Source organism: Actinocrinis sp., assembly GCF_035605935.1.
In the GTDB taxonomy this organism is placed as follows: domain Bacteria; phylum Actinomycetota; class Actinomycetes; order Streptomycetales; family Catenulisporaceae; genus Actinocrinis.
Window position 1 is genome coordinate 1 of record NZ_DATNGK010000130.1, and the last position, 19982, is coordinate 19982.

Genomic DNA, 19982 nt, shown 5'->3' on the forward strand with positions numbered 1-19982 from the left:
GCTTCCTCCAGCTCGAACGGCAGTGTTCTGATGAAGCCGGTCATGAAGAAGATCGCCGTGGACAGGTACATCCCGGTGTACACCGCGATCATCCCGGGCCGGGTGTTGGCCAGGCCGAGCTGCCGCAGCTCCATCACGATCGTGATGACCGCGGGCGGCAGCAGCAGACCACTGATGCTCAACGCGTAGGCCGCCGAAACCAGCCGGCCGGAGCGGCGCGCGAACACCCAAGCGGCGCCGGCGCCGAGCAGCAACACCAGGACCACGGACGGGACCACCACGAGCACGCTGTTGACGAAGCCGCGCACCATCTGGCCCTGGTCGAAGGTGGCGCGGTAGTTGGTCGCGGGCTGCCAGTGCTGCGGCAGCGCGAGGTTCGGCTTGATCGCCTCGCCCTGCGGCTTGGCCGAGGTGACCAGCACCAGCCACAGCGGCACGCCGATGAACACCAGCGCCATCGCGACGACCAGCGCGGGCCGCAGCGTCCGGTAACTCATGGCTCTCACAGCAGCACCCGCTCTCTGCGCCGCATCCCCAGAATCACCGGGATCGCGATGATGACCACGACGGCGAACAGCACCAGGCTCATCGCGGAGGCCTGAGCGTACAGCCCCTCGCCGAAAATACGGAACATATAGATGTTGAATACCTGGGTCGAGTCCGCCGGGCCGCCCTTCGTGGTGGCCTGCACGATGTCGAAGGTGTTCATCGACCCGATCAGGGCTGTGGTCACGTTGAAGGTCAGCGCCGGGGCCAGCATCGGGAAGCGGATCGACCAGAACGCGCGCCACGCGCTCGCGCCGTCGAGCGCCGCCGCCTCGGTCACGTCGCCCGGAATCGACTTCAGTCCGGCCAGGTACACCAGCATCGCCAGGCCCATCCACTTCCAGCCATGGATGATCGTCAGCAACACCAGCGTCCACGTGGTCGAACCGAGCCAGGCGATGTCCACATGCGTGCCGGTCAGGTCGGAAAGCAGGGCGTTGACCGCGCCGTCCTGGTTGAGCAGCGCCTGGAACACGTAACCGACCGCGAGCGCGGACAGCAGCACCGGCAGGAAGAACACCGCGCGGAAGAACCGGTTGAACCGGGTGTCCTTCTCCAGCAGCAGCGCCAGCATCAGCCCGAAGCCGTTCTGGAAGATCGCCACGCCCACCGCATATTCGAGCGTCGTGCGCAGCGCGAGTTGAAGTGAGCCGTCGTGCGCGATGGTGCGGAAGTTCGACAGGCCGGTGAACGAGATCGAGGAGTGGAACGCGGACCAGTTGGTGAACGGATAGAAGAAGTTCAGCAGATTGGGAACGAGGAAGAACGCTGCGAAGACGGCGAGCGCGGGCAACGCGAACCACCACGGGTGCTGTGTCCGTCGCTTCGCGCCACCACGCCGCGTGGCGAACTGCTGGCCGCCGCGCCTGCGCAGCCGGGACGTCCCCTGGGACGCCCCGGCTTCCCGTCCCGACGCGGCGTTCTTCGCCGCGTCAAGCACGGTCGTCTCCCGCATATCAGAATCCGGCCACGCCGCGTGCCTTGAGCACCTGGACGAACTGGTCCTCACAGGCCTGCGCCACCTGCTGCGGGGTCTTGGTGCCGTAGATCATGTCGGCGAGCGCCAGGTGCATGTCCGGCGCTGTCAGAGCCTTGACCTGGAACACGCCGGTCGCCGTCGGCAGCGCCTGTGCCTGAGCGATCGCGGTCTGCGGCAGGCCGTCCGGGTTCGGCACCGAGGGCTCCACCGAGACCACCTTCTGCGAGGTGATGTAGTCCTTGTAGTCGGTGGTCAGCCAGAAGTCGATGAACTGCCTGGCCGCGTTCTCCTTCGCCGTGTCACCGGTGTTGAACGCCACGACGCCGTTGGTCTGGTCGGGGGAGTACTCGGCCTGCGCGGCGGAGTTCGCGATCGGGAACCAGCCGAGCGCCTGGTCCATCTGCGCGGTGGAGTTCGAGGCCTGGATCTCCGACTGGAGCGAGGTGACGTTCACCGCCATCGCGGCGGTGCCCTTCATGATCGCGGTGCCCTGATCCGGGAAGGTGCCGGTCTTGTAGTTGGCCTGCGCCAGACCGCCGTCGAGGACCTGGGTCTTGTACTTCGTGATAGCGCTAACAACGCCGGGATTGGTCCAGGAGTCCTTGTTCGCGTTGAGCGCGGTCCAGAACGAGGCCGGCAGATCGGTCATCTGTAGCTGGACCTGCCACTGCAACGGCCACTTGTCTCCGCCGACCTCGAAGAACGGGGCCACGCCCGCGTCCTTCTGCTTGATCAGTTTCGCGTCGGCCAGCAGCTCGTCATAGCTCTTCGGCATGGCGGTGATGCCGGCCTGCGCGAAGTCGGCCTTGTTGTAGTACACGCCGAGCACCGCCGGCGAGGTGACCACGGCGGCGTAGCGGTGTCCGTCCACCTGGCCGAGAGACTGCTCGGTGGTCCCGAGCAGCTTGACCCACGGCTCGTTGTCGAGAGTCAGCAGGTTCTGCGCCGGGTTGATGAACGGCAGCGTGGACTGCGTCGGCTGCCAGAAGGCCAGGTCCGGCTTCTCGCCCGAGGCCAGCTTGGTCGGGAAGTTCGATTCGTACGGGTCCGGGACGACCACGGTGTTCACGGTTGCGCCGGTCGCCTTCTCAAAGGCCGATATCACTTGCTTCGGCTCGCCGACGCTGTTCTGCGCGGTCCAGAAGTTGAGCGTCACGCCCTTGAGCGAGCCGGTCGCGTTGAGGGAGCCGGAGGCGGCCGGAGCGGCCGAGCCGCCGCTGCTCGGGTTGGAGCAGGCGGCCGCGCTGAGGGCCAGGGCGCAGCCGAGCGCCGCGCCGGTCAGAACCTTCTTCATCGAAGTCTGCTTTCCGTCGGATGAGGGTTGAAGGAGCCCGCGCTCTCCCGCACGATGAGCTCGGGCCGGCCGACCGTGTGGGGCACGATCGGGGCGGTTCCCTCGATCTCGCCGTGCAACATGGAGAAGCAGGCTCGGCCGAGCCCGACGAAGTCCATGCGCACAGTGGTGAGCGAGGGGGTGTAGAAGGCTGATTGCGGGGCGTTGTCGAACCCGACGACGCTCACGCTCTCCGGGATGCTGCGTCCGGCCTCGTGCATCGCGCGGATCACGCCGAGTGCGAGGTCGTCGTTGCCGCAGAGGATGGCGCTCACCGCGCGGTCGCGGGCGAGCCTGCGGCCCGCCTGGTAACCGGCCAGTGCGTCCCAGCCCGCGCCCACTGGTTCGGGCGCGGTCACGCCTGCCGCCGCGAGGGCGGCCTGCCATCCTGCGGTACGGCGGCTGGTGTGTGTGGTGGAGGGGATGGCGACGTAGTGCACCGTGGAGTGGCCGAGGTCGAGCAGGTAGCGGGTTGCGGACCGCGCCGCCTCCCCGTCGTCGATCCACACCCACGGCTGTCCGGCGACCGGCGGCGTCTCGGGCGTTTCCACCGCGGCGGCCACCGGCAGCCCGTCCGGAACCGCTCGCAGGGCAAGGGTTCCGACGTGGTCGAACGCGATGACGATGACCGAGCCGCTTGAGTCGGCGGCCCGATCGACGGCGGCGCGCACATCGTTCTCGTCGGAGGATTCGAGAACGCTGATACCGACCGAGAAATCGGCGGCGCGGGCGGCTTCCTCGATGCCCTGCAGGGTGGCCGCGTAGCCGTACAGGGTGGTGTTCGAGGTGATCACGGTCAGCGACTTGTTCTCGCCGCTGGCCAGCGCGCGCGCCGCCGAGTTCGGCCGGAAACCGAGTTCGGCGATGGCGGCCTGCACCCGGTCCCGAGTCGAGTCGCGCACGTACGAGTTGCCGTTGATCACGCGCGAGACCGTCTGGTACGAGACCCCCGCGACCTTCGCCACGTCCCGGATGCTCACGGAGCGGGAGCGCTGGCGGGAAGGGCCGCCCGCCGCATCCGCCGAGGCGGGTGCGGTTGGCTTGGGGCTTGTGTGACCGGTCACAGACATGCCAGGATTGTGAACGGTCACATATTCCCTGTCAAGACCTGCGAAACGAGTGCGCGACGCGCTGTCGGCGTGCGCGCAGTAGGCTCGGCCCGCTGGTCGCGACGCGGCAGCAGCTAGGAGTCAACCGTGCCCCAGGCCCCGGCCAGCCCGGCGAAAACCCAGGTCAGCAGCTTTACGTGGGGCAGTGCGGGCCTCAGGTTTCAATTCCGTATCGGATCGGACGGGGTGGTGCGTCTCGCCGGCCTGGAGCTGAACGAGCAGCCGTTGACCGCCCTGGACGAGATCCCCGGCCGCACCGGCGAGTACAACGCGCCGCTCTGGCTGCCGCTGGTGGACGTGCAGCTGACCGGGTCCGGTGGCCATCGGTCCAGTGACCGCAGCATCTACTCGAACGCCGGCGCGCGGCTGCTTTATCAGGGTCACGCGGAAAGTAAGGAGAACGGCTGGACGCGGCTGCAGGTCGACCTGGCCGATCCCGAGTCCGGACTGACCGCGCAGGTCCGATTCCGTTCACCGGAAGGCGTGGCCGCCGTTCAGGCCGAGGTCCGGCTCGCGAACGAGGGCAATCGGCGGCTGGTCCTCGAATCGGTGACGTCTCTGGTCGTCGCGGGCCTGGTCGGGTCGGCGTTCACCGAGAGCGCCAGCGCGTCCGGCCTCGCCGAAGACGTGGATCCGCTCACCGGTCTCGACCTGCACTGGGCCGACAACGAATGGCTGGCGGAAAACCGGTGGCAGAGCCGTCCGGTGCGCGAACTGCTCGTCGATATCGATCAGTTTAGGCATCACCAGGATTCCCGCGGCAGCTTCGCACGCACCAGTCGGGGGACCTGGTCCAGCGGTCGCCACCTCCCGATGGGCGCGCTCGTCGACCGCGGTTCAGGCAGAGCACTGACCTGGCAGGTGGAGAGCAGCGCCGGGTGGCGCTGGGAGGTCGGCGAGCACTGCGGCGCCGCGTATCTCGCGCTGCTCGGGCCCACCGACGCCGACCACCACTGGCGGCGACCGCTCGAACCGGGTGAGGATTTCACCACCGTCCCCGCCGCGATCGCCCTCGGCGAAGCTGCTGCGCCGGGCACGGCCGACGGCGGTTTCTCGGCCGGGATTGGCGAGCTGACCGCATATCGTCGAGCGCTGCGCCGCTCGCACCCCGACCACATCGCGCTGCCGGTCATCTTCAACGACTACATGAATACCCTGATGGGCGATCCGACCGCGGAGAAACTGGCGCCGCTCATCGATGCCGCGGCCGCGGTGGGGGCCGAGGTTTTCGTCATCGACGCCGGCTGGTACGACGATGCGGCCGGGTGGTGGGACAGCGTGGGGGAGTGGCAGGAGTCGAAGTCACGATTCCCCGACGGCCTCGCCAAGACCACCGACCGCATCCACGCCGCGGGCATGGTGCCAGGGCTCTGGCTTGAACCGGAGGTCATCGGCCTGCGCAGCCCCGTCGCGGCGCTGCTGCCCGACGAGGCGTTCTTCCAGCGCGACGGAATCCGCGTCGCGGAGAGCTCGCGCTACCAGCTGGACCTGCGGCACCCGGCCGCTCTCGCCCACCTGGACCAGGTCGTGGACCGGCTCGTCGCGGACTACGGCGTCGGCTACTTCAAGCTGGACTACAACATCAATCCCGGCCCGGGTACCGACCTGGGCGGTAGTGCCGGCTCTGGTCTGCTTGGGCATCAGCGTGCTTACCTGGCGTGGCTGGACGGGGTGCTCGACCGGCATCCGGGGCTCATCCTGGAGAACTGTTCCTCCGGCGGCATGCGCAGCGACTACGCGCTGCTGGCCCGGCTTCAGCTGCAATCCACCAGCGATCAGCAAGATCCCTTGCGCTACCCGCCGATCGCGGCCGCCGCGCCAGCCGCGATGACCCCCGAGCAGGCGGCCACCTGGGCATATCCGCAGCCTGACTTCGATGACAACCTCAATGCTTTCACGCTCGCCGGCGCGCTCCTGGGCCGGATTCACCTTTCCGGATACTTGAACCGGATGAGCGCCGAGCAACGCGCGCTGGTCGCCGAGGCGGTCGAGGTTTACAAGGAGATTCGCGCCGACATACCGCGCTCGGACCCGTTCTGGCCGCTCGGCCTGCCCGGTTGGACCGACGAGTGGGTCGCACTCGGGCAGCGCGCCACGTCCGCGACGTACCTCACGGTCTGGTATCGGGGAGGCGAATCAGGGGCCGAGCAAACTCTGGCCGTGCCGCATCTGCGCGGCCACGACGTGCTCCCGCGCACGCTGTTCCCCGCGACCACGGACACCGATCTCACCTGGAATTCAGATCGCGGCGAACTCACCGTGCGCTTGCCCCGACCCGGCACCGCGCGTCTCATATCCCTGACACACCGAGACGTCGACTGCTCCGACTCCGGCTGACCGGCAATCCGGCGCGGCCGCGCTACGCCGGCTAGCCCACGCGCTTGTGCCGCTCCTGCTTCGCCGCGTACATCGCCTCGTCCGCGCGCCGGATCAGCTCCTGCGGATCATCCGCGCCCGTACCGGTCACCGCGCCGATGCTCGCGCTGACCACGATCGGCTCGCCGTCGACCTGGATGAACGGTTCGAGGGCGAGCACGATCCGATCGCATAGGTCGACGGCCGTGTCCGGGGAAGCGTCCGCGCACAGCACGAGGAATTCGTCGCCGCCGTACCGGCACGGCTCGTCGCTTGCCCGCATGCAGCGGCGCAACCGGTCCGCGACCTCGACCAGCACGCGGTCGCCGGCGGCGTGGCCGAACCGGTCGTTGATCTCCTTGAAGCCATCCAGGTCGCAGAAGAGAATGACCAGCTGCCGGCCCGCGTGCGCCTCGCGAATCAGCCGCGTGGTGAACTCGCGCCGGTTCGGCAGTCCGGTCAGCGCATCGTGTGTGGCCTGATAGAGCAGCGCGCGTTCGGCGCGTGCCCGCTGTGCGTAAAGGCCGCCGATACGCGTCATCACCAGCGGCGTAAGCGTCAGCGCACCGATCGTCAGCAGCACCCCGTCAACCGGCCGGCCGAGTAACTGCCGTCCACCGCCCGCGATCGGAACCGCGGCCAGCGCCGCGCCGAGAAACACCAGTCGGCCGGTCGACAGCCCGTCGGCCGCCGCGGGAGCCGGTCGCAACAGTTCATTCGCGGACAGCTCGATGCCGAACAGCGCGAGCGCGCCGTAAGCGCCCATGAACGCCTGATCGGTCCACAGCGGCCGTGCCCCGGTCGGATCTGCCAGGACCGCGATCGCGACATTCCCGGTCAGTGAGGTCGCCAGCGCCACGACCAGCAGCCACAGCGCCGGAATGAACCGGCGCGCGGTGTGCAGGAGCCGGGCCAAGGCGCCGAGCACGCCGCTGAGCATGAACACGACGACGCAAATGGACACCTGGGTGACCGTCCGCACGTGCACTGCCTGCATGTGCGGAAGGATCAGCATGTCCCAGAGCAGACCCGCGGAGGCCATCGCCACGATCGCCGCGTCGGTCAGGCCACCGGCGTCCTCTCGACCGCGCCGCACTATCAACGCGGTCGCCGCGGCCAGCAGGAACACGAACCCGAGCGTGCTGAACACCGTGGCAATCGTCCCGTCGGCGCTCAGTACGTGCCGGGTCCGCACATACCAGTACCAGGCCGCGTTTCCGGCGTTCAGGCTGATCAAGGCCATCAGCAGGAGCCGCCACGGGGCTCGCTCTGTCGACTCGGCCCGGCGTAGCCCGATGAGCCCAGCCGGAACGCTCGCGAGCGCGACGGCCGAGAAGGCGAACATGCGCGGCGTGCCACCCAGCCACGGATACACGACGATGAGTAAGACGAGCGCGAGCGCGTACAGGTACACGGCCCGGCCACGAACGGACTGCCGCCGCGCAGCGTGACGCCGGCCGTGGTACCGCTCTGAGCTGCGTTCACGGCCGGACCACACGGCATCGCGCGTGCTCACGGGCACAACAGTAAGGCGAAAGCCCCCGATTCGGCACACTTTCGCCGCGAATTGGATCTAGATGTCATGAAACTGCAAGCTGCCCCGCGCGAGACGGCGCGCATCGTGCGCGCGGCGCGGCGTGCGGCTCGTACAGGCAGCTGAGGGTGCGAACGGGTTACATGACCTGGCCGGAGGAGAGGTCCAGGGCGCCGAAGTGGGTGACCACCGGGGGCGCGGCGAAGAACTCGCCCACGGCGCTGCGCCACTGCTGGAACAGCTCGGAGCTGCGGAACTCGGTCATGTGCGCCTCAAACGACGCCCAGCCGACGAGCAGCAGGTAGGTGCTCGGGTTCTCCACCTGGCGGATGAGGCGGCTCCAGCGGTAGCCGTGAGACTTGGCGAGGGCCTGCTCACCGCGCGGGAACGCCAGCTCGAACTCTGCCTCGCGTCCCGGGGTGATGGTGAGCTCGGCGTGTTCGACGACGGCGAGTTCTGCAGCGGGCATGGTGCGCTCCGGGATCGCGATAGCAGGCTGATTTTCCGAGGGCGACGTTAGCGTAGCTCCTGGCCTCTGATGGACGGGGTCGATCATGGCGAAGGCGGTCCGGTGCCTTCCGCGGTCTGTGCGTTTCTGGTTCACAGCCAGAACGTTCGGGTTCACAACTCTCTGGCTTTCCCCGCTTCCAGCGCCGCGGCCAGCTCAGCCGGAGCTGATCGTCGCGATGGCGGGCATCCTCGTGTACGTTGCGATCAGCGCCCCGCCGATCCCGGGCGTCGCAAGGAGCCCGCGAACCGGATGAATGTCCCCAGCCTGGTGGCCGCGATCGACATCGGCGGCACGAAGATCGCCGGTGCCCTCGTCGACCCGGCCGGCGCCATATCAAGGTACTTCGTTGCGGACACTCGCGCGACCCGGCCGGCCGACGAGGTGATGGCCGCGGTCGCACAGGTCGTCGACGCGGTCTCTTCGGGGCCCGAGTGGGAGCGGGTGGCGGCGGTCGGCATCGGCAGCGCCGGGCCGGTAGACATCAGCCGCGGCAGCGTCTCACCGGTGAACATCGCGGCGTGGCGTGACTTTCCGCTGGTCGAACGGGTGCGCGCGCTTCCGGCAGTCGGCGGGCGACCGATAGTACTCGGCGGTGACGGGGTGGCGCTCGCGGCAGCGGAACACTGGCTCGGCGCGGCACAGCCCTATGCCAACGCCTTGTGCATGACGGTATCGACCGGGGTCGGCGGCGGCTTGATCCTTGGCGGCGAGGTCTACCCCGGCCCGACCGGAAACGCCGGTCACATCGGTCACCTGAGCGTGGCCGTGGACGGCGACCCGTGCCCCTGCGGCGGCCGTGGCTGCGTCGAGACGATGGCCAGTGGTCCGGCCATCGCGCGCCGGGCGATCAGCGAGGGCTGGCAGCCGCCGCAAGGCGACCGGTCCGCCAAAGCGGCGGCGGAAGCGGCGCAGGCAGGCGACCCGGCGGCGCTCGCCGCGTTCGACCGAGCCGCCCGCGCTCTCGCCGCCGGGGTCGCGGCCACCGCGGCGCTGGTCGAGATCGACGCCGTGGTCGTCGGCGGAGGCGTCGCAAAGGCCGGAGACCTGCTGCTTGACCCGCTGCGGCGACACCTCAAGGAGTACGCGGCGCTCCCGTTCACCAGCAGCCTGGTCGTCGTGCCTGCACAGCAGGGTACTGATGCTGGCCTGATCGGCGCGGCGCACTTGGCTCGCGCGGCGCTCGGCAGCGCTGCCGCGTAGCCGCGCCGCCGCCCTGAGTCCGGGGTGATCTACGTGTTCTGCTTCTGTGTCGGGAAGCCGCCGTACGGCGCGACCTTCTGAAGGTACGCGCTGCCCTTGTTCAGGTATTCGCGTGGCGGCGCAGCGAGATACGACTGCCACTTCGGCACGGGGTTGTGCCGCATCCGCGTGTAGCAGGCGAGTGCGTACCCGAACATGCGCTGATCCAGGTATCCGAGCCGCTGGACAGACTGACCGGATGCATTCGTCGTCGTGGTACGCGCGGCATTGGCGTTGAAGATCCCGAAGCCGAAGAAAACGGTCGAAAGGTCGGTGAGCGCTTCCATGTCGGCTCGGCCGGGCTCGATCCGGTTCTCGCCGTTGAGCCTCGCATGCCCGAGCTCGTGGGCGATGACCGCCGTCATGCGTCCCTGATCGGCGCTGGAAGCCCGGTCAAGCGTCACGATCCGCGCGCCGTCCACGTCCTGCTCGAAGACGCCGGCCGCATAGCTCTCGCTGTGCACGACGTACTTGTACATCTCCGGGTCGGGTGCGGGCTCGCCGACGAGACGCACCGTGATCCGATCCGGTGACAGCCCCATCATCGGGCAGATCACGCGAACCAGAGCTTTGATGTCTTCGTCAGAGCCCGTATAGGCGAGTGGGAAGAAGTCGCGCGTGGGCAGCACAGTGGGCCGCTGCACCGGGTCGTAGCCGAACTGGGTGGTGAACCAGAGCATGGATTCCTCGATCCACGCCTGCTCGTTGTGCGTGACCGGACAGCCGTCCGAACGCGGCGCGGCCGCCTGCCACGCGGCTCGTACGCCGCTTACCGTCTCGCTCACTGCCTCGCGTACCGTCGCCGGCTGTGGTTTCGACCGCGCCTCCGCGCCGATCTGGTGCAGCACCGGCCGAGTGGCCGCCGCACACCAGGCCAGGATCCACAGTCCGCTGACGGTCGCGAAGAAGACCGTCGACAGAGGTTCGCGCAGCAACATCAGGATCGCCGCCGGAACGACGAGGATCAGTCCATTGCGCCTCGCCTTGCGCAACCTCCCGCGCGGCCCATGATCGCGGGCGCCACGGGAAAGCTGCACCACGCCGAGGCCGGCGACGAGAAGCATGAGGGCGACGAGGCACACGATGTTGAAATCGTTGACCGGGTTGGCGTTCGAGCCGCCATGGAAGCCGGCGCCGTTCGCGCTCACGACGGTCCCGCGCCAGGCGACCACCGAGATCGCGGTGCCGGATTTCGGCGCGGGCCCGTTGATAGCGGCCATCAGCCCGTCGACCGTCCCGCCGGGCACGTTGCCGTGGCCGCGCAGGATCAGCGTCGTGGTGGCTTCGCCGCCGCGTGAACTAGGACTCTGATAGGCGCGCTGCACGGTATCGGTCCCGAGGATGCGGCATTGCGCGTTCGCTGGGGCGTCGGCCGCACAGATCCGCCCCGAGCGGTACGCATCGGCCGGCTGCGCCGCGACCCAGGCCCACGCGAAGAAGAACACCGCGCCGGCAAGCAGCAGCCAAGCGAACAGGAAACCGGCCACCGAGGACTGAAGCTCGCGCTGCCCGAGACGGGTCTTGCGCCCGGACCTCAGCGCCGCGCCACCCCCCGGCCCCGGCCGTTCTCTTGACGCTCGCGCCGATCCCGCAGCTCTTGGTGCCCCCACCCCGACCCGCCCCCCTCGGACGAACTGCCGCAGCATGCGTGTTCAGCGTAGCGGAGCATGACCCCGCAGGACACGGGCATATGAGGCGAGCGAATCGGTGCCCGTGGAGGGTGAAGCCAGTGGGTAGTTGGATCGGAAGACTGCTGGACGCGGTGGACCGCTTTCAGCAGCGGCACGCCGTGCTGGCGTTCCCGCTCGCCGTCTGGCGCAAGTTCGGGGACGACCAGGCCGGGAACCTGGCCGCGCTGATCGCGTACTACGCGTTCGTGTCGGTATTCCCGCTACTGCTCGTGCTGGTGACCGTGCTCGGCTTCGTGCTGGCGGGCAACCACCAGCTCCAGCAGGACGTGCTCAACTCCGCGCTGACCGAGTTCCCGGTGATCGGGCCGCAGCTACGCGACAACATCCACTCGCTCGGGACGGGCAGCGGCGAACTGAGCATCGGCCTGATCGGCACCTTCCTCGGCGCGCGCGGCGTCGCCTCGGCCGTGCAGAACGCGATGAACCAGGTCTGGGCGGTCCCGCGCAGGGCCCGGCCCGGCTTCCCGTTCTCCTGGCTGCGCAGCTTCGCGCTGATCGGCGTGATCGGCCTCGGCGTGCTGGTCACGACCGCGCTGTCCGGCATCAGCGCTTGGGGCGGCCACGTGTTCGGGCCGTGGAGCCGGATCGGCATCGTCGCCATTTCCCTCGCGCTGAACATCGCGCTGTTCTGGCTCGGGCTGCGGGTCGCCACGGCCGCGCAGATCACCTGGCGCGAGCTGCGGCTCGGCGCGATCATCTCAGCGATCGTCTGGCAGTCGCTGCAGTACCTCGGCGGATATTTCGTGACGCACGAACTGCGTCACTCCTCCTCGCTCTACGGCATCTTCGGGCTGGTGCTCGGCCTGCTCGCCTGGCTCTATCTCCAGGCGCAGCTGACCATTTACGCGGCCGAGATCGACGTCGTGCGCACGCGCCGGCTATGGCCGCGCAGCCTCTTCCCGCCACCGCTGACCGACAAGGACCGGGCCGCGTATCGGGCGTATGCCCAGGCCGAGCAGCGGCTGCCGGAGATCCACATCGAAACCCGCTTCGGCGAGCCGGACGCGAACGCTCAAGACGCCGCCAAGTCCTGTTTCGACGCGGAGTGCACTGACGAGCCCGAAGCCAGTGATTCGGCTATGTCGGCGGACCGCGAATCGCACCGGTGATCAAACCCCTTCGAACGCCCCAGCCCGACTGATTCAGTGTCAGATTCGGCCGGCCATATGGTCAGATTCCGATAGCCCAATCAAACCAATCACGCACTGTTCACAGGCGGATGATGCGTTGTAACAATTCGCTGGCCTGGGGCGATGCCGGCGCCTTTGTGGTACGTACCACCCCGTGCCGTCGCGTACCTGGCGCTGGTCAAGGCCGTGGACAACTTCGATCCGGATCGAGGCACCGGCTTCCTCGGTTACGCGACCCCGGTCATCCGGACCGCGGCGGATCACTTCACCCGCGAGCGCAGCCGCTCGCCGAGGCGTTGGTCGCGGCGGGCGTGTACAGCATCACCTCGCTCGACCGACCGGCCCGAGGAGAGCCGGCCCAGGCCAGTCTCGTCGAGTTCATCGGCGCGGAAGATCCGAGGATTGAGTCGGTGATCGACCGCACCGCGGTCAAACCGCTGATCGCCTCGCTCGACGACCGCGACCGGCAGATTCTGCTGATGCGGTACTTCCAGGACATGACCCAGCGCGAGATCGGCGCTCGGCTCGGATACTCCCAGATGCACGTCTCGCGGCTGCTCGCGGCCATCTTCGCCCGGCTGCGCGGCGCGCTCAGTTGAGCGCGCCGCGGCTAGGCCGTGGGTAAGAAGTAGCGTCGGACAAGGCCGCGGCGTCTGGCGCGTGCGATCGCAAGGCGGCGGAGCGTCCTCATGGGGCATCTGGCAGTGTCCGATAGGTGCCTGGCGGCACCGGGGCTTCGCCAACGCTGCGAGCGTGCGTGGCAGGCGTCGCGGCCCCGGCGAAACTTCTTACACACGGCCTAGCGCCGGCGGGTCAGCGATTGCCCTTCGTGGAGCTGATATCGCCGAGCGCCGACTCCGGGTCGCGCTCGATGGCCAGATCACCGAGCGAGACGATGCCGACCGCCCGGCCGTTCTCCAGCACCGGCAGCCGGCGTACCGAGTGCTCGCGCATGACCTGCACGGCCCGGCCCACCTCGTCGTTGGGGGAGACGCTGACCAGTTCGGCGCTGCACGCCTCCTTGACGCTGTGCTGATCCGGGTCACCGCCCTCACACAGCACTCGCACGACCAGGTCGCGATCGGTGACCAGGCCGCGGACCCGCTCGCCCTCCGTGACGAGCACCGCGCCGATGTCCTCGTCGCGCATCCGCCGCGCGACCTCCACCACCGAAGTACCAGGCTCGACGCTGACCGGGGCGTTGGTCATGATTTCCCGCACCTGCTGGGCCATGGGACCTCCTCTTAGCTCTATTGATTCGGTCTTGCCGATCCGCTGCCACGTCCGTGGCCGCGGTTGCTGCCGCGGGCGCATGACGCCCGCTCGCGGCCCCTGCTACCCGCACGCCCGCGAACTGCACGGTGGCTGCACCACATTTGCCCCGATTGGCCAGAAGTCCGGTCGTGATCTGCCTCTTACCCGAGCGACATGATGAGCCGCAACAGCGTGGTGGGTGCGGTGCTCATGAAGTCGTTCGGCCAGCGGATCCGCTTGCAGCCGTCGAGTTCGACGAGCAACCCGGCCCCGGGCCCTTCCAACGAGGCGAACCGGGTCGCCTTGGCGGTGCAGGCGGGCGCGGGTGTCTGACTCGCGTTTCCGAGTTCGGCGGCGATTGCGGTTTGCTGCGTGGCGGTGAGCTTCGCGCCGCGCGTGAATGAGCCCACTGCGATGTAGTCACCGGCAGCAGGCGGCTCGATGGTGTAGACGCACACGGTTTCCGGAGCCGGATTCATCGGCCGGCGCACCTTGCTCCACGGCTCGGGTGTGCCGGTCACCGGGTGCTCGAACATGTACTTGTATTGCGCCGAGCATCCGGTGTCGATCTCAGCCTGCGTGCGCGTCTGGTGCAGCCGCTGCTCGGTCTCCGTGCGCCAAGGTAGGGCGTTGATCGCGTTCGTCACCTGTGGCAGCGGGAATCCGCACACGGCGGTCGGTAGTAGCGGACTGATCACTTTTCCGCTCGTGTCGACCAGCGCGAAGGGTTCCATGACCAGCCCCACCGCTGGGCACACAGTGTCAGGTGATCCGGTCTGCGAGGGCAGGTGCAGATCCGCGAGAAGGCCGGCCAGCCCGGAATCAGCACGCTGCGCGTCAGCGAACTGCCACTCGCCGTCGCCAGGCACCATCCGGATCGGGGATTCACAGCGTATGGCGGCGATCGGGTGGAAGTCCGGCGGCAGCGCGACCTGCTTTACCCCGGAGCGCAGCTTGGCGATCGCCGGATCAGGGGACGTGGATGGGCAATCGGTTCCAGGCGGCATCATGAATGCGTTGCCCACTCCGGTATTCGCGCCGGGCGGGGTAGTGGCCACTTGCCCTGGTGGTATCGCGCTTGCGTGCCGCGCCGTGGAACTCGCGCAACCGGCGCTGAGCCCGGCCAGCAGTGCTGCCAATGCCGCGAGCCCCCGACGATTGATGCTCATGTCCATCCGCCCCGTTCAATCACTGGCCCCGCTCTCGGGACCGTCGCGCCCTTGGACGGGGCGGATCCCTATCGGGTTCCGTACCCAACCTTAAGAACTGGTCTAGACCCTTGACCGTGTCCTGGCCGTCGCGCTTCACTGCTGAAAACCGCAGCACCAGCACCAGACGTCGCGGCGCCGGCGCCTTTCCCAGTCCCATCGACCCGCCGGACCGGACCGCTCACCGCGCGGATCCGCCCGGCCAGGACCGAAGAAGGCGCGAACGACTGTGAACCTCCTCTCGGCGACACTCCTCAGCAGGCGTGCGCGGTACTGGATCGCCGCCACCGCGGCGGCCGCCGCGGGCGCCGGGGCCGTCGCGCTCGTCCCGCTCAGCGCCGCGAACGCGGCCGGAACGGCCGCCGCCTCGGCCTTGCCCGCCTGCCCCTTCTGGGCGGCCGGAATCACCCCGCCGGCCCGTTCCGTCACCCCGTGGACCGCGCCGTTGCAGACCGCGCAAGCGGCGAACTTCACCGGCAGGCCTGCTGCGCCGACGCTGAGCGGCAGCCTCGCCGACGGCCAGGTGACCGTCACCATCGCGAAGGTGCCGAACGCGGTCGCGTACAAGGTGTGGCGCGACGGCGTGGACATCGGATACGTCAGCTACTGGGGACAGACCACGCCGCTGACAGTCACCGACACCGCGCCGTGTCAGAACGCGTATTACGACGTGGTGGCGATGTACGACACCAGCGGTAGTGACGCCTCGATGGGGCAGCTCTCTCAGCCGTACTGGCTCGGCTCGAACGGCGCCATCGCCACCGGGGCCGGCAGCGTCCCGGCGGGCACCAAAATCAACATGCTGGTGACCTCGTACAACGACGTCGGCCAGGCCGCTTCCGGCTACAACGCCCAACTCGGTGGCTGCGCGACCGATCCACGGGTGATCCCGTGGGGCACCTACTTCAACATTCCCGGATATGGCGATTGCGTCGCGATCGACATCGGCACCTGGATCCAGAACGACACCGTGGATGTGTGGCTGCCCGGAACTCAGGCGAACGGCTGGGGAGTGCAGAACCGGACGCTCACCGTGATCGCGAACCCGTACGGCGGCACCCCTCCGAGCGGCACCCCCTCGGCCTCGGCATCCGCCTCGGCGAGTGCCTCGGCCAGCGCGTCACCCTCCGCCTCGCCGAGTTCGTCACCGAGCAAGTCGCCCTCGCCCTCTGCTTCCCCGACGCCGTCATCGGGCGGCAGCTGCGCCCCGGCCTGGAACCCGAACACCTCATACGTGCCGGGCAACAAGGTCTCGTATCAGGGAACGAACTACACCGCGACGTACTACTCGACCGGGGCGGTACCGAGCGCCGCATCTTCGTGGGCGGTCTGGTCCAGCACCGGACCTTGCTAGCGCCGAAGCGCTAGACGCCCGACCGGACCGGTCCCGGGGGTGGAGGCTCGTGGTCGCGGCCGCCACCCCCGGGCCGCATTTCGTCGCCCGGCCCGAGTCGCGGGGCCGGAATGGTCATGGTGAGCCGCTCGAAGGCGTTCGGCGCGGCACCACTCGCACCGGTCACTGTATGAGGACCACTCTTAGCCGCGTCGCATTGCATGGGGTCCACTACTGTGGGTAGCAAGAAACCTGCTGTCTGCGTGCGTCCGGAACACGAACGGTGGCTCGGAGGTCGGAAGATGACGACGAACGGCAGTGCGAGGCAACTCGCCATGAAGTTCGCGCAAGTCTCGCGCACCCTACTCGACCAGCCGTCCGTCGAACGCGCCCTGCAGGACATCGTGGAGCTGGCCGCCCGGAGCGTGGAAGGCGCGAAGACGGCCGGTATCACCGTGGTGAGCCGCGACAAGCAGCTGATCACCCGCGCGTACACCGACGAAGTGGTAATCAAGGTGGATCAGGCGCAATCCAGATTCCACGAAGGTCCCTGCATGTCAGCGGGGGAGGTCGCACACGAGGTGGTGTACCGGATCGACGACATGGGCGCCGAACAGCGCTGGCCCCGCTTCGCGCAGGAGGCCGCGCGCCTCGGCGTCGGCAGCATGGTCGCGTGTAGCCTGCCCTCGGAGCACGGCGGGACCGCCGCGCTGAACCTGCACGCTCCGGTGCCAGCCGCGTTCGACGACGCAGCGGTGGAGGTGGCGTCCATCTACGCCGCGCACTCCGCGGCCGCGCTGAATCAGGCCTCGTTGATCGCGTCACTGCGCTCCGCGATGATCAGCCGGCAGGTGATCGGCGAGGCGACCGGAGTGCTGATGGAACGTCATCGGGTCGACTCGCGGCACGCTTTCGGCATGCTCGCGCAAACCTCGCAACGCCTCAACGTGAAGTTGCGGCACATAGCGGAATACGTTGTGCGCACCGGGCAGAATCCGGATCAGATCCGTCGCGAGGACCTGCCCTAGAGCTCGCCGTCCCCGGTCACGTGCCGAGGCGCGGCCGCCGAATAGCCGAGTACGGACTCCGGCGGCAGAGTACGGCGCACCACAGCCCGCGCCACGTCAGTCACCCGCGTTCGCCGCGCCCGCGCATACTCGCGCAGCGCCTCACCCGCCTGCGCGATCTCGATCCCGCCGAACTGCGCCAGCACCCCCTTCGCCTGCTCGATCGCCACCTTGTTGGTGATGGCGGCCTGAAGCCGGGCGATGATGTCCTCCGGCCCGGTCTGCGGGGAGGGCCAGCGCAGCATCGACAACGCGGCGACGTCGGACAGTGCCTGAGCCAGGTGCAGGTCCTCATCCGTCGACGGATCCGGACGCGCGTAGAACAGATTGACCGCGCCGATCACGCTGTCACGCAGCCGCAAGGGAACCGTGGCGATCGCGCCGAACCCCGCTTCGAGCACAGCGGGGACGAGTTCCGGCCACTGCTCCTCGTGCGCCTCGATCGGCAGTGCGATCACCGACTCGCCGGAGCGGTAGCACTCGACGCACGGACCCTCGCCGAGCTGCAACTGAAAGAGTTCAAGGAAAGCGGCGCGCTGCTGCGAGGCCGCGATCGCGCGCAGCCGGCCGCGTCCGTCGGACATCATCACGCCGGCGGCGTCCGCGCTGCTGAGCGCGACGCAGTGGGCGGCCAGCCGCTCGAACAAGTCGACCATGTCGAAGTCCTCGCCGAGCGTATCCGCCAACCCTACGAAAGCGTCGCTCAACTGCCGATCCCGGCCCATGCCCACCTCCTTCGTCCCGCTCACTGCGGCGCCCGGTTCCGGGCCCGAATTCGATCGCGGCGGCTAAGCCTCATCAGCGCCGCCGAACTGCATCCTGCGGTTGACTACTTCGTGTGCGAGGGCGGTGAGTGTCATCTCGCTGGCGAACGCCCGGGCTCGCAGCATCAGCAGCGCCTCTTGCGCCCCGACGTCGCACTGGATCATCACCATTCCAGTCGCCTGGTGCACTTCGTCGTGGTCGACCTGACCGCTGAGCCAGCCCAACTCGGCATCGCCTTCAGCGTATTCAGTCTCGCCCCGTCCGGCGCAAAGGCGAAGTACGCAGAGCGTAACGGCGTCGGCGATTAGCAGCGCCGCACCCAACTCGGCCTCGGACAGTGGTCCGGGGCTGTCCCGATACAGATCGAGCGTGCCGGCCGAGATCGCGCCGATGCCGAGCGGAAAGGAGAACACGGCCTTTGCGCCGACCTCCAGCGCGCGCAGCGCGAATACCGGCCAGCGCCGCGCGTCCTGCGACTTGCTCAAATCCGCGGCGAACACCGGGGCGCCGATCGAGAAGGCGTGCGGACACGGCCCGTCGCCCAAGGTGTACTGGACCTCAGCCAACTGCCTGGCCGCGTCGTCGGATGAGCAGAGCAGGCGCCACACCGCGCCCTGCGCCATCAAGGAAATGGACGCCCCGGTGACGGAAAGCAGCTCCGTGGACAATGCGCACAGCCGCGCCGGGATCTGGCCGGCTTCGGCGCCACGGATGCTCGCCAGGACCGACTGCGCCACGTGCGCCGGGTCGCTCGGGTGCTGGCCTGCCAGGTCACCCCACCTCCGCCCGTCGTCGAACACCGGTCAATCATTTCACGCGGTGCCCACCAGGCCGCACAAGTCCGGAATCCGAATCTCTCGGTATCCCGTGTCGGCCGTACCAAACCGGACCACCGTCAGACGGACCCACCGTTAGATCAACGTGCGATCGGGTAGCGCGGATTCATGCCAGAACCGCAGCAGTCCCGGGAGACCATCCCGGCGCAGGACGAGAGCAACCGGCGCGGTCCGGACAATCCGCTCGAACTCGGCGAGGCCGGATGGCGGCAGACTCTCAAGCGCAGCATGAAGAAGTTCTCTCGCGACCGGTGCAGCATGACCGCGGGAAGCCTGGCCTACCACTGGTTCCTGGCGCTCTTTCCGGCGCTGATCGCGGTACTCGGCATCACCAGCCTGCTGCGCCTCGGCGCCGGCACGATCAAGCACCTGGTCAACGGGCTGAACACGGCGCTGCCGCCCGGCGCGTCCGGCGTGTTCACTGACGCGGTCAACTCGGCGACATCACGTTCCTCGGCCGCTTCGCTTACTGCCCTGATCATCGGTGTCGTGATCGCGCTGTGGAGTGCGTCCGCCGGCATGGCGGCATTGCAGATCGGCTTGAACGTCGCGTACGAGGTGACCGAGGATCGCAAGTTCGTGGCCACCCGGCTGCGCTCCTTCCCCCTGATGGCGGCCACCGCCCTGTTCGGCGGAGTCGCCGCGGTGCTGCTGGTGTTCGGCGCGCCGCTGGGCCACGCGATCGAAGGGCACGTGGGAGTGGCCGGATCGGCGTTCGTGGTGGTCTGGACGATCGTGCGCTGGGCCGCCACGCTCATCGTCGTGTCGCTGCTGTTCTCGGTGTACTACTACTACGCGCCGAACCGGCCCACCCCGCGCTGGCAGTGGGTGAGCCCCGGCGGTCTGGTGGGCACCGCGATCTTCTTGCTCGCCTCGCTCGGATTCTCTTTCTACGTCGCCAAATTCGGCTCGTACGGAAAGACGTACGGAGCATTCGCCGGGGTCGTGATCCTGATCTTGTGGCTTTATCTGGCGGCTATCGCGGTGCTGATCGGAGCGGAGATCAACGCCGAGGCGGAACGCGAGGCGGCAGTGCAGGGCGGCGACCCGGAAGCGCGGGCCGGCGCGGCCGAGGTGGACCGGCTTTAGCGG

Annotated in this window: 18 protein-coding genes and 1 pseudogene; 8 read left to right on the forward strand and 11 right to left on the reverse strand. The window is 68.4% G+C overall.

Features of this window, described 5'->3' with window-relative positions; translation table 11 throughout:
- From VN779_RS11245 to VN779_RS11260, 4 genes and pseudogenes are all read right to left on the reverse strand, one after another.
- Positions 1 to 497, reverse strand: a pseudogene (locus VN779_RS11245) (carbohydrate ABC transporter permease); the annotation flags it as partial.
- A 5-nt stretch (positions 498 to 502) separates the two neighbouring features.
- Positions 503 to 1501 carry a sugar ABC transporter permease gene (locus VN779_RS11250; RefSeq protein ID WP_325722421.1) on the reverse strand — a complete coding sequence of 333 codons (999 nt, stop codon included), beginning with the start codon at positions 1499 to 1501 and terminating at the stop codon, positions 503 to 505.
- A 1-nt stretch (position 1502) separates the two neighbouring features.
- On the reverse strand, positions 1503 to 2819 hold the full coding sequence (locus VN779_RS11255; RefSeq protein ID WP_325722422.1) for an extracellular solute-binding protein: 1317 nt from the start codon (positions 2817 to 2819) through the stop codon (positions 1503 to 1505).
- The gene (locus VN779_RS11260) at positions 2816 to 3823 is read right to left on the reverse strand and encodes a LacI family DNA-binding transcriptional regulator (RefSeq protein ID WP_325722423.1); all 1008 of its coding nucleotides are present in this window, start codon (positions 3821 to 3823) and stop codon (positions 2816 to 2818) included. The genes VN779_RS11255 and VN779_RS11260 overlap by 4 nt, the downstream gene beginning before the upstream one ends.
- A gap of 231 nt (positions 3824 to 4054) precedes the next feature.
- On the opposite strand from VN779_RS11260, the gene VN779_RS11265 reads away from it, so the two are divergent.
- Complete coding sequence (locus tag VN779_RS11265; RefSeq protein WP_325722424.1) at positions 4055 to 6304, forward strand: glycoside hydrolase family 36 protein; 2250 nt, start codon at positions 4055 to 4057, stop codon at positions 6302 to 6304.
- Positions 6305 to 6335: 31 nt separating this feature from the next.
- On the opposite strand, the gene VN779_RS11270 is transcribed toward VN779_RS11265, so the two are convergent.
- Both VN779_RS11270 and VN779_RS11275 read right to left on the reverse strand, forming a co-directional pair.
- On the reverse strand, positions 6336 to 7838 hold the full coding sequence (locus VN779_RS11270; protein WP_325722425.1) for a GGDEF domain-containing protein: 1503 nt from the start codon (positions 7836 to 7838) through the stop codon (positions 6336 to 6338).
- A gap of 157 nt (positions 7839 to 7995) precedes the next feature.
- The gene (locus VN779_RS11275) at positions 7996 to 8325 is read right to left on the reverse strand and encodes an antibiotic biosynthesis monooxygenase family protein (protein WP_325722426.1); all 330 of its coding nucleotides are present in this window, start codon (positions 8323 to 8325) and stop codon (positions 7996 to 7998) included.
- 291 nt (positions 8326 to 8616) lie between these two features.
- On the opposite strand from VN779_RS11275, the gene VN779_RS11280 reads away from it, so the two are divergent.
- A complete protein-coding gene (locus tag VN779_RS11280) occupies positions 8617 to 9567 on the forward strand; it encodes an ROK family protein (RefSeq protein ID WP_325722427.1) in 951 nt (316 codons plus the stop codon).
- Positions 9568 to 9596: 29 nt separating this feature from the next.
- Here VN779_RS11280 and VN779_RS11285 read toward each other — a convergent pair whose 3' ends face one another.
- Positions 9597 to 11093 (reverse strand): hypothetical protein, encoded by a 1497-nt coding sequence (locus VN779_RS11285; protein WP_325722428.1) that lies wholly within the window; start codon positions 11091 to 11093, stop codon positions 9597 to 9599.
- 242 nt (positions 11094 to 11335) lie between these two features.
- Here VN779_RS11285 and VN779_RS11290 point away from each other — a divergent pair, with 242 nt between their 5' ends.
- The 3 genes from VN779_RS11290 to VN779_RS26655 all read left to right on the forward strand — a co-directional run bounded on the left by VN779_RS11290 (position 11336) and on the right by VN779_RS26655 (position 13026).
- On the forward strand, positions 11336 to 12406 hold the full coding sequence (locus tag VN779_RS11290) for a YihY/virulence factor BrkB family protein (protein WP_325722429.1): 1071 nt from the start codon (positions 11336 to 11338) through the stop codon (positions 12404 to 12406).
- A 144-nt stretch (positions 12407 to 12550) separates the two neighbouring features.
- The gene (locus VN779_RS26650) at positions 12551 to 12841 is read left to right on the forward strand and encodes a sigma factor (RefSeq protein ID WP_414639640.1); all 291 of its coding nucleotides are present in this window, start codon (positions 12551 to 12553) and stop codon (positions 12839 to 12841) included.
- Positions 12739 to 13026, forward strand: coding sequence for a sigma-70 family RNA polymerase sigma factor (locus VN779_RS26655; protein ID WP_414639641.1), 288 nt, complete (start codon positions 12739 to 12741; stop codon positions 13024 to 13026). The genes VN779_RS26650 and VN779_RS26655 overlap by 103 nt, the downstream gene beginning before the upstream one ends.
- 214 nt (positions 13027 to 13240) lie before the next feature.
- Here the strand turns inward: VN779_RS26655 and VN779_RS11300 are convergent, their stop codons facing one another.
- Both VN779_RS11300 and VN779_RS11305 read right to left on the reverse strand, forming a co-directional pair.
- A complete protein-coding gene (locus tag VN779_RS11300; RefSeq protein ID WP_325722431.1) occupies positions 13241 to 13660 on the reverse strand; it encodes a CBS domain-containing protein in 420 nt (139 codons plus the stop codon).
- A gap of 182 nt (positions 13661 to 13842) precedes the next feature.
- Entirely contained in the window at positions 13843 to 14850 is a 1008-nt protein-coding gene (locus tag VN779_RS11305; protein ID WP_325722432.1) for a hypothetical protein, read from the reverse strand.
- Positions 14851 to 15118: 268 nt separating this feature from the next.
- Between VN779_RS11305 and VN779_RS11310 the strand changes: the two genes are divergently transcribed.
- Both VN779_RS11310 and VN779_RS11315 read left to right on the forward strand, forming a co-directional pair.
- Positions 15119 to 16243, forward strand: a complete 1125-nt coding sequence (locus VN779_RS11310) for a 3D domain-containing protein (protein ID WP_325722433.1) — start codon at positions 15119 to 15121, stop codon at positions 16241 to 16243.
- A gap of 281 nt (positions 16244 to 16524) precedes the next feature.
- Positions 16525 to 17250, forward strand: a complete 726-nt coding sequence (locus VN779_RS11315; protein ID WP_325722434.1) for a GAF and ANTAR domain-containing protein — start codon at positions 16525 to 16527, stop codon at positions 17248 to 17250.
- Here the strand turns inward: VN779_RS11315 and VN779_RS11320 are convergent.
- Both VN779_RS11320 and VN779_RS11325 read right to left on the reverse strand, forming a co-directional pair.
- On the reverse strand, positions 17247 to 18038 hold the full coding sequence (locus tag VN779_RS11320; RefSeq protein WP_325722435.1) for a GAF and ANTAR domain-containing protein: 792 nt from the start codon (positions 18036 to 18038) through the stop codon (positions 17247 to 17249). The two genes, VN779_RS11315 and VN779_RS11320, sit on opposite strands and share 4 nt — an antisense overlap.
- Positions 18039 to 18077: 39 nt before the next feature.
- Complete coding sequence (locus tag VN779_RS11325) at positions 18078 to 18854, reverse strand: GAF and ANTAR domain-containing protein (protein WP_325722436.1); 777 nt, start codon at positions 18852 to 18854, stop codon at positions 18078 to 18080.
- Between the two features lie 144 nt (positions 18855 to 18998).
- On the opposite strand from VN779_RS11325, the gene VN779_RS11330 reads away from it, so the two are divergent.
- Positions 18999 to 19979 (forward strand): YihY/virulence factor BrkB family protein, encoded by a 981-nt coding sequence (locus VN779_RS11330; protein ID WP_325722437.1) that lies wholly within the window; start codon positions 18999 to 19001, stop codon positions 19977 to 19979.
- Positions 19980 to 19982: the final 3 nt, after the last annotated feature.

Bases quoted from the DNA above. Each gene is read 5' to 3' on its own strand.
- VN779_RS11250 (WP_325722421.1), bottom strand. From the start codon at position 1,501: ATGCGGGAGACGACCGTGCTTGACGCGGCGAAGAACGCCGCGTCGGGA.
- VN779_RS11255 (WP_325722422.1), bottom strand. From the start codon at position 2,819: ATGAAGAAGGTTCTGACCGGCGCGGCGCTCGGCTGCGCCCTGGCCCTC.
- VN779_RS11275 (WP_325722426.1), bottom strand. From the start codon at position 8,325: ATGCCCGCTGCAGAACTCGCCGTCGTCGAACACGCCGAGCTCACCATC.
- VN779_RS11280 (WP_325722427.1), top strand. From the start codon at position 8,617: ATGAATGTCCCCAGCCTGGTGGCCGCGATCGACATCGGCGGCACGAAG.
- VN779_RS26650 (WP_414639640.1), top strand. From the start codon at position 12,551: ATGCCGGCGCCTTTGTGGTACGTACCACCCCGTGCCGTCGCGTACCTG.
- VN779_RS11300 (WP_325722431.1), bottom strand. From the start codon at position 13,660: ATGGCCCAGCAGGTGCGGGAAATCATGACCAACGCCCCGGTCAGCGTC.
- VN779_RS11305 (WP_325722432.1), bottom strand. From the start codon at position 14,850: ATGAGCATCAATCGTCGGGGGCTCGCGGCATTGGCAGCACTGCTGGCC.
- VN779_RS11315 (WP_325722434.1), top strand. From the start codon at position 16,525: ATGACGACGAACGGCAGTGCGAGGCAACTCGCCATGAAGTTCGCGCAA.
- VN779_RS11330 (WP_325722437.1), top strand. From the start codon at position 18,999: ATGCCAGAACCGCAGCAGTCCCGGGAGACCATCCCGGCGCAGGACGAG.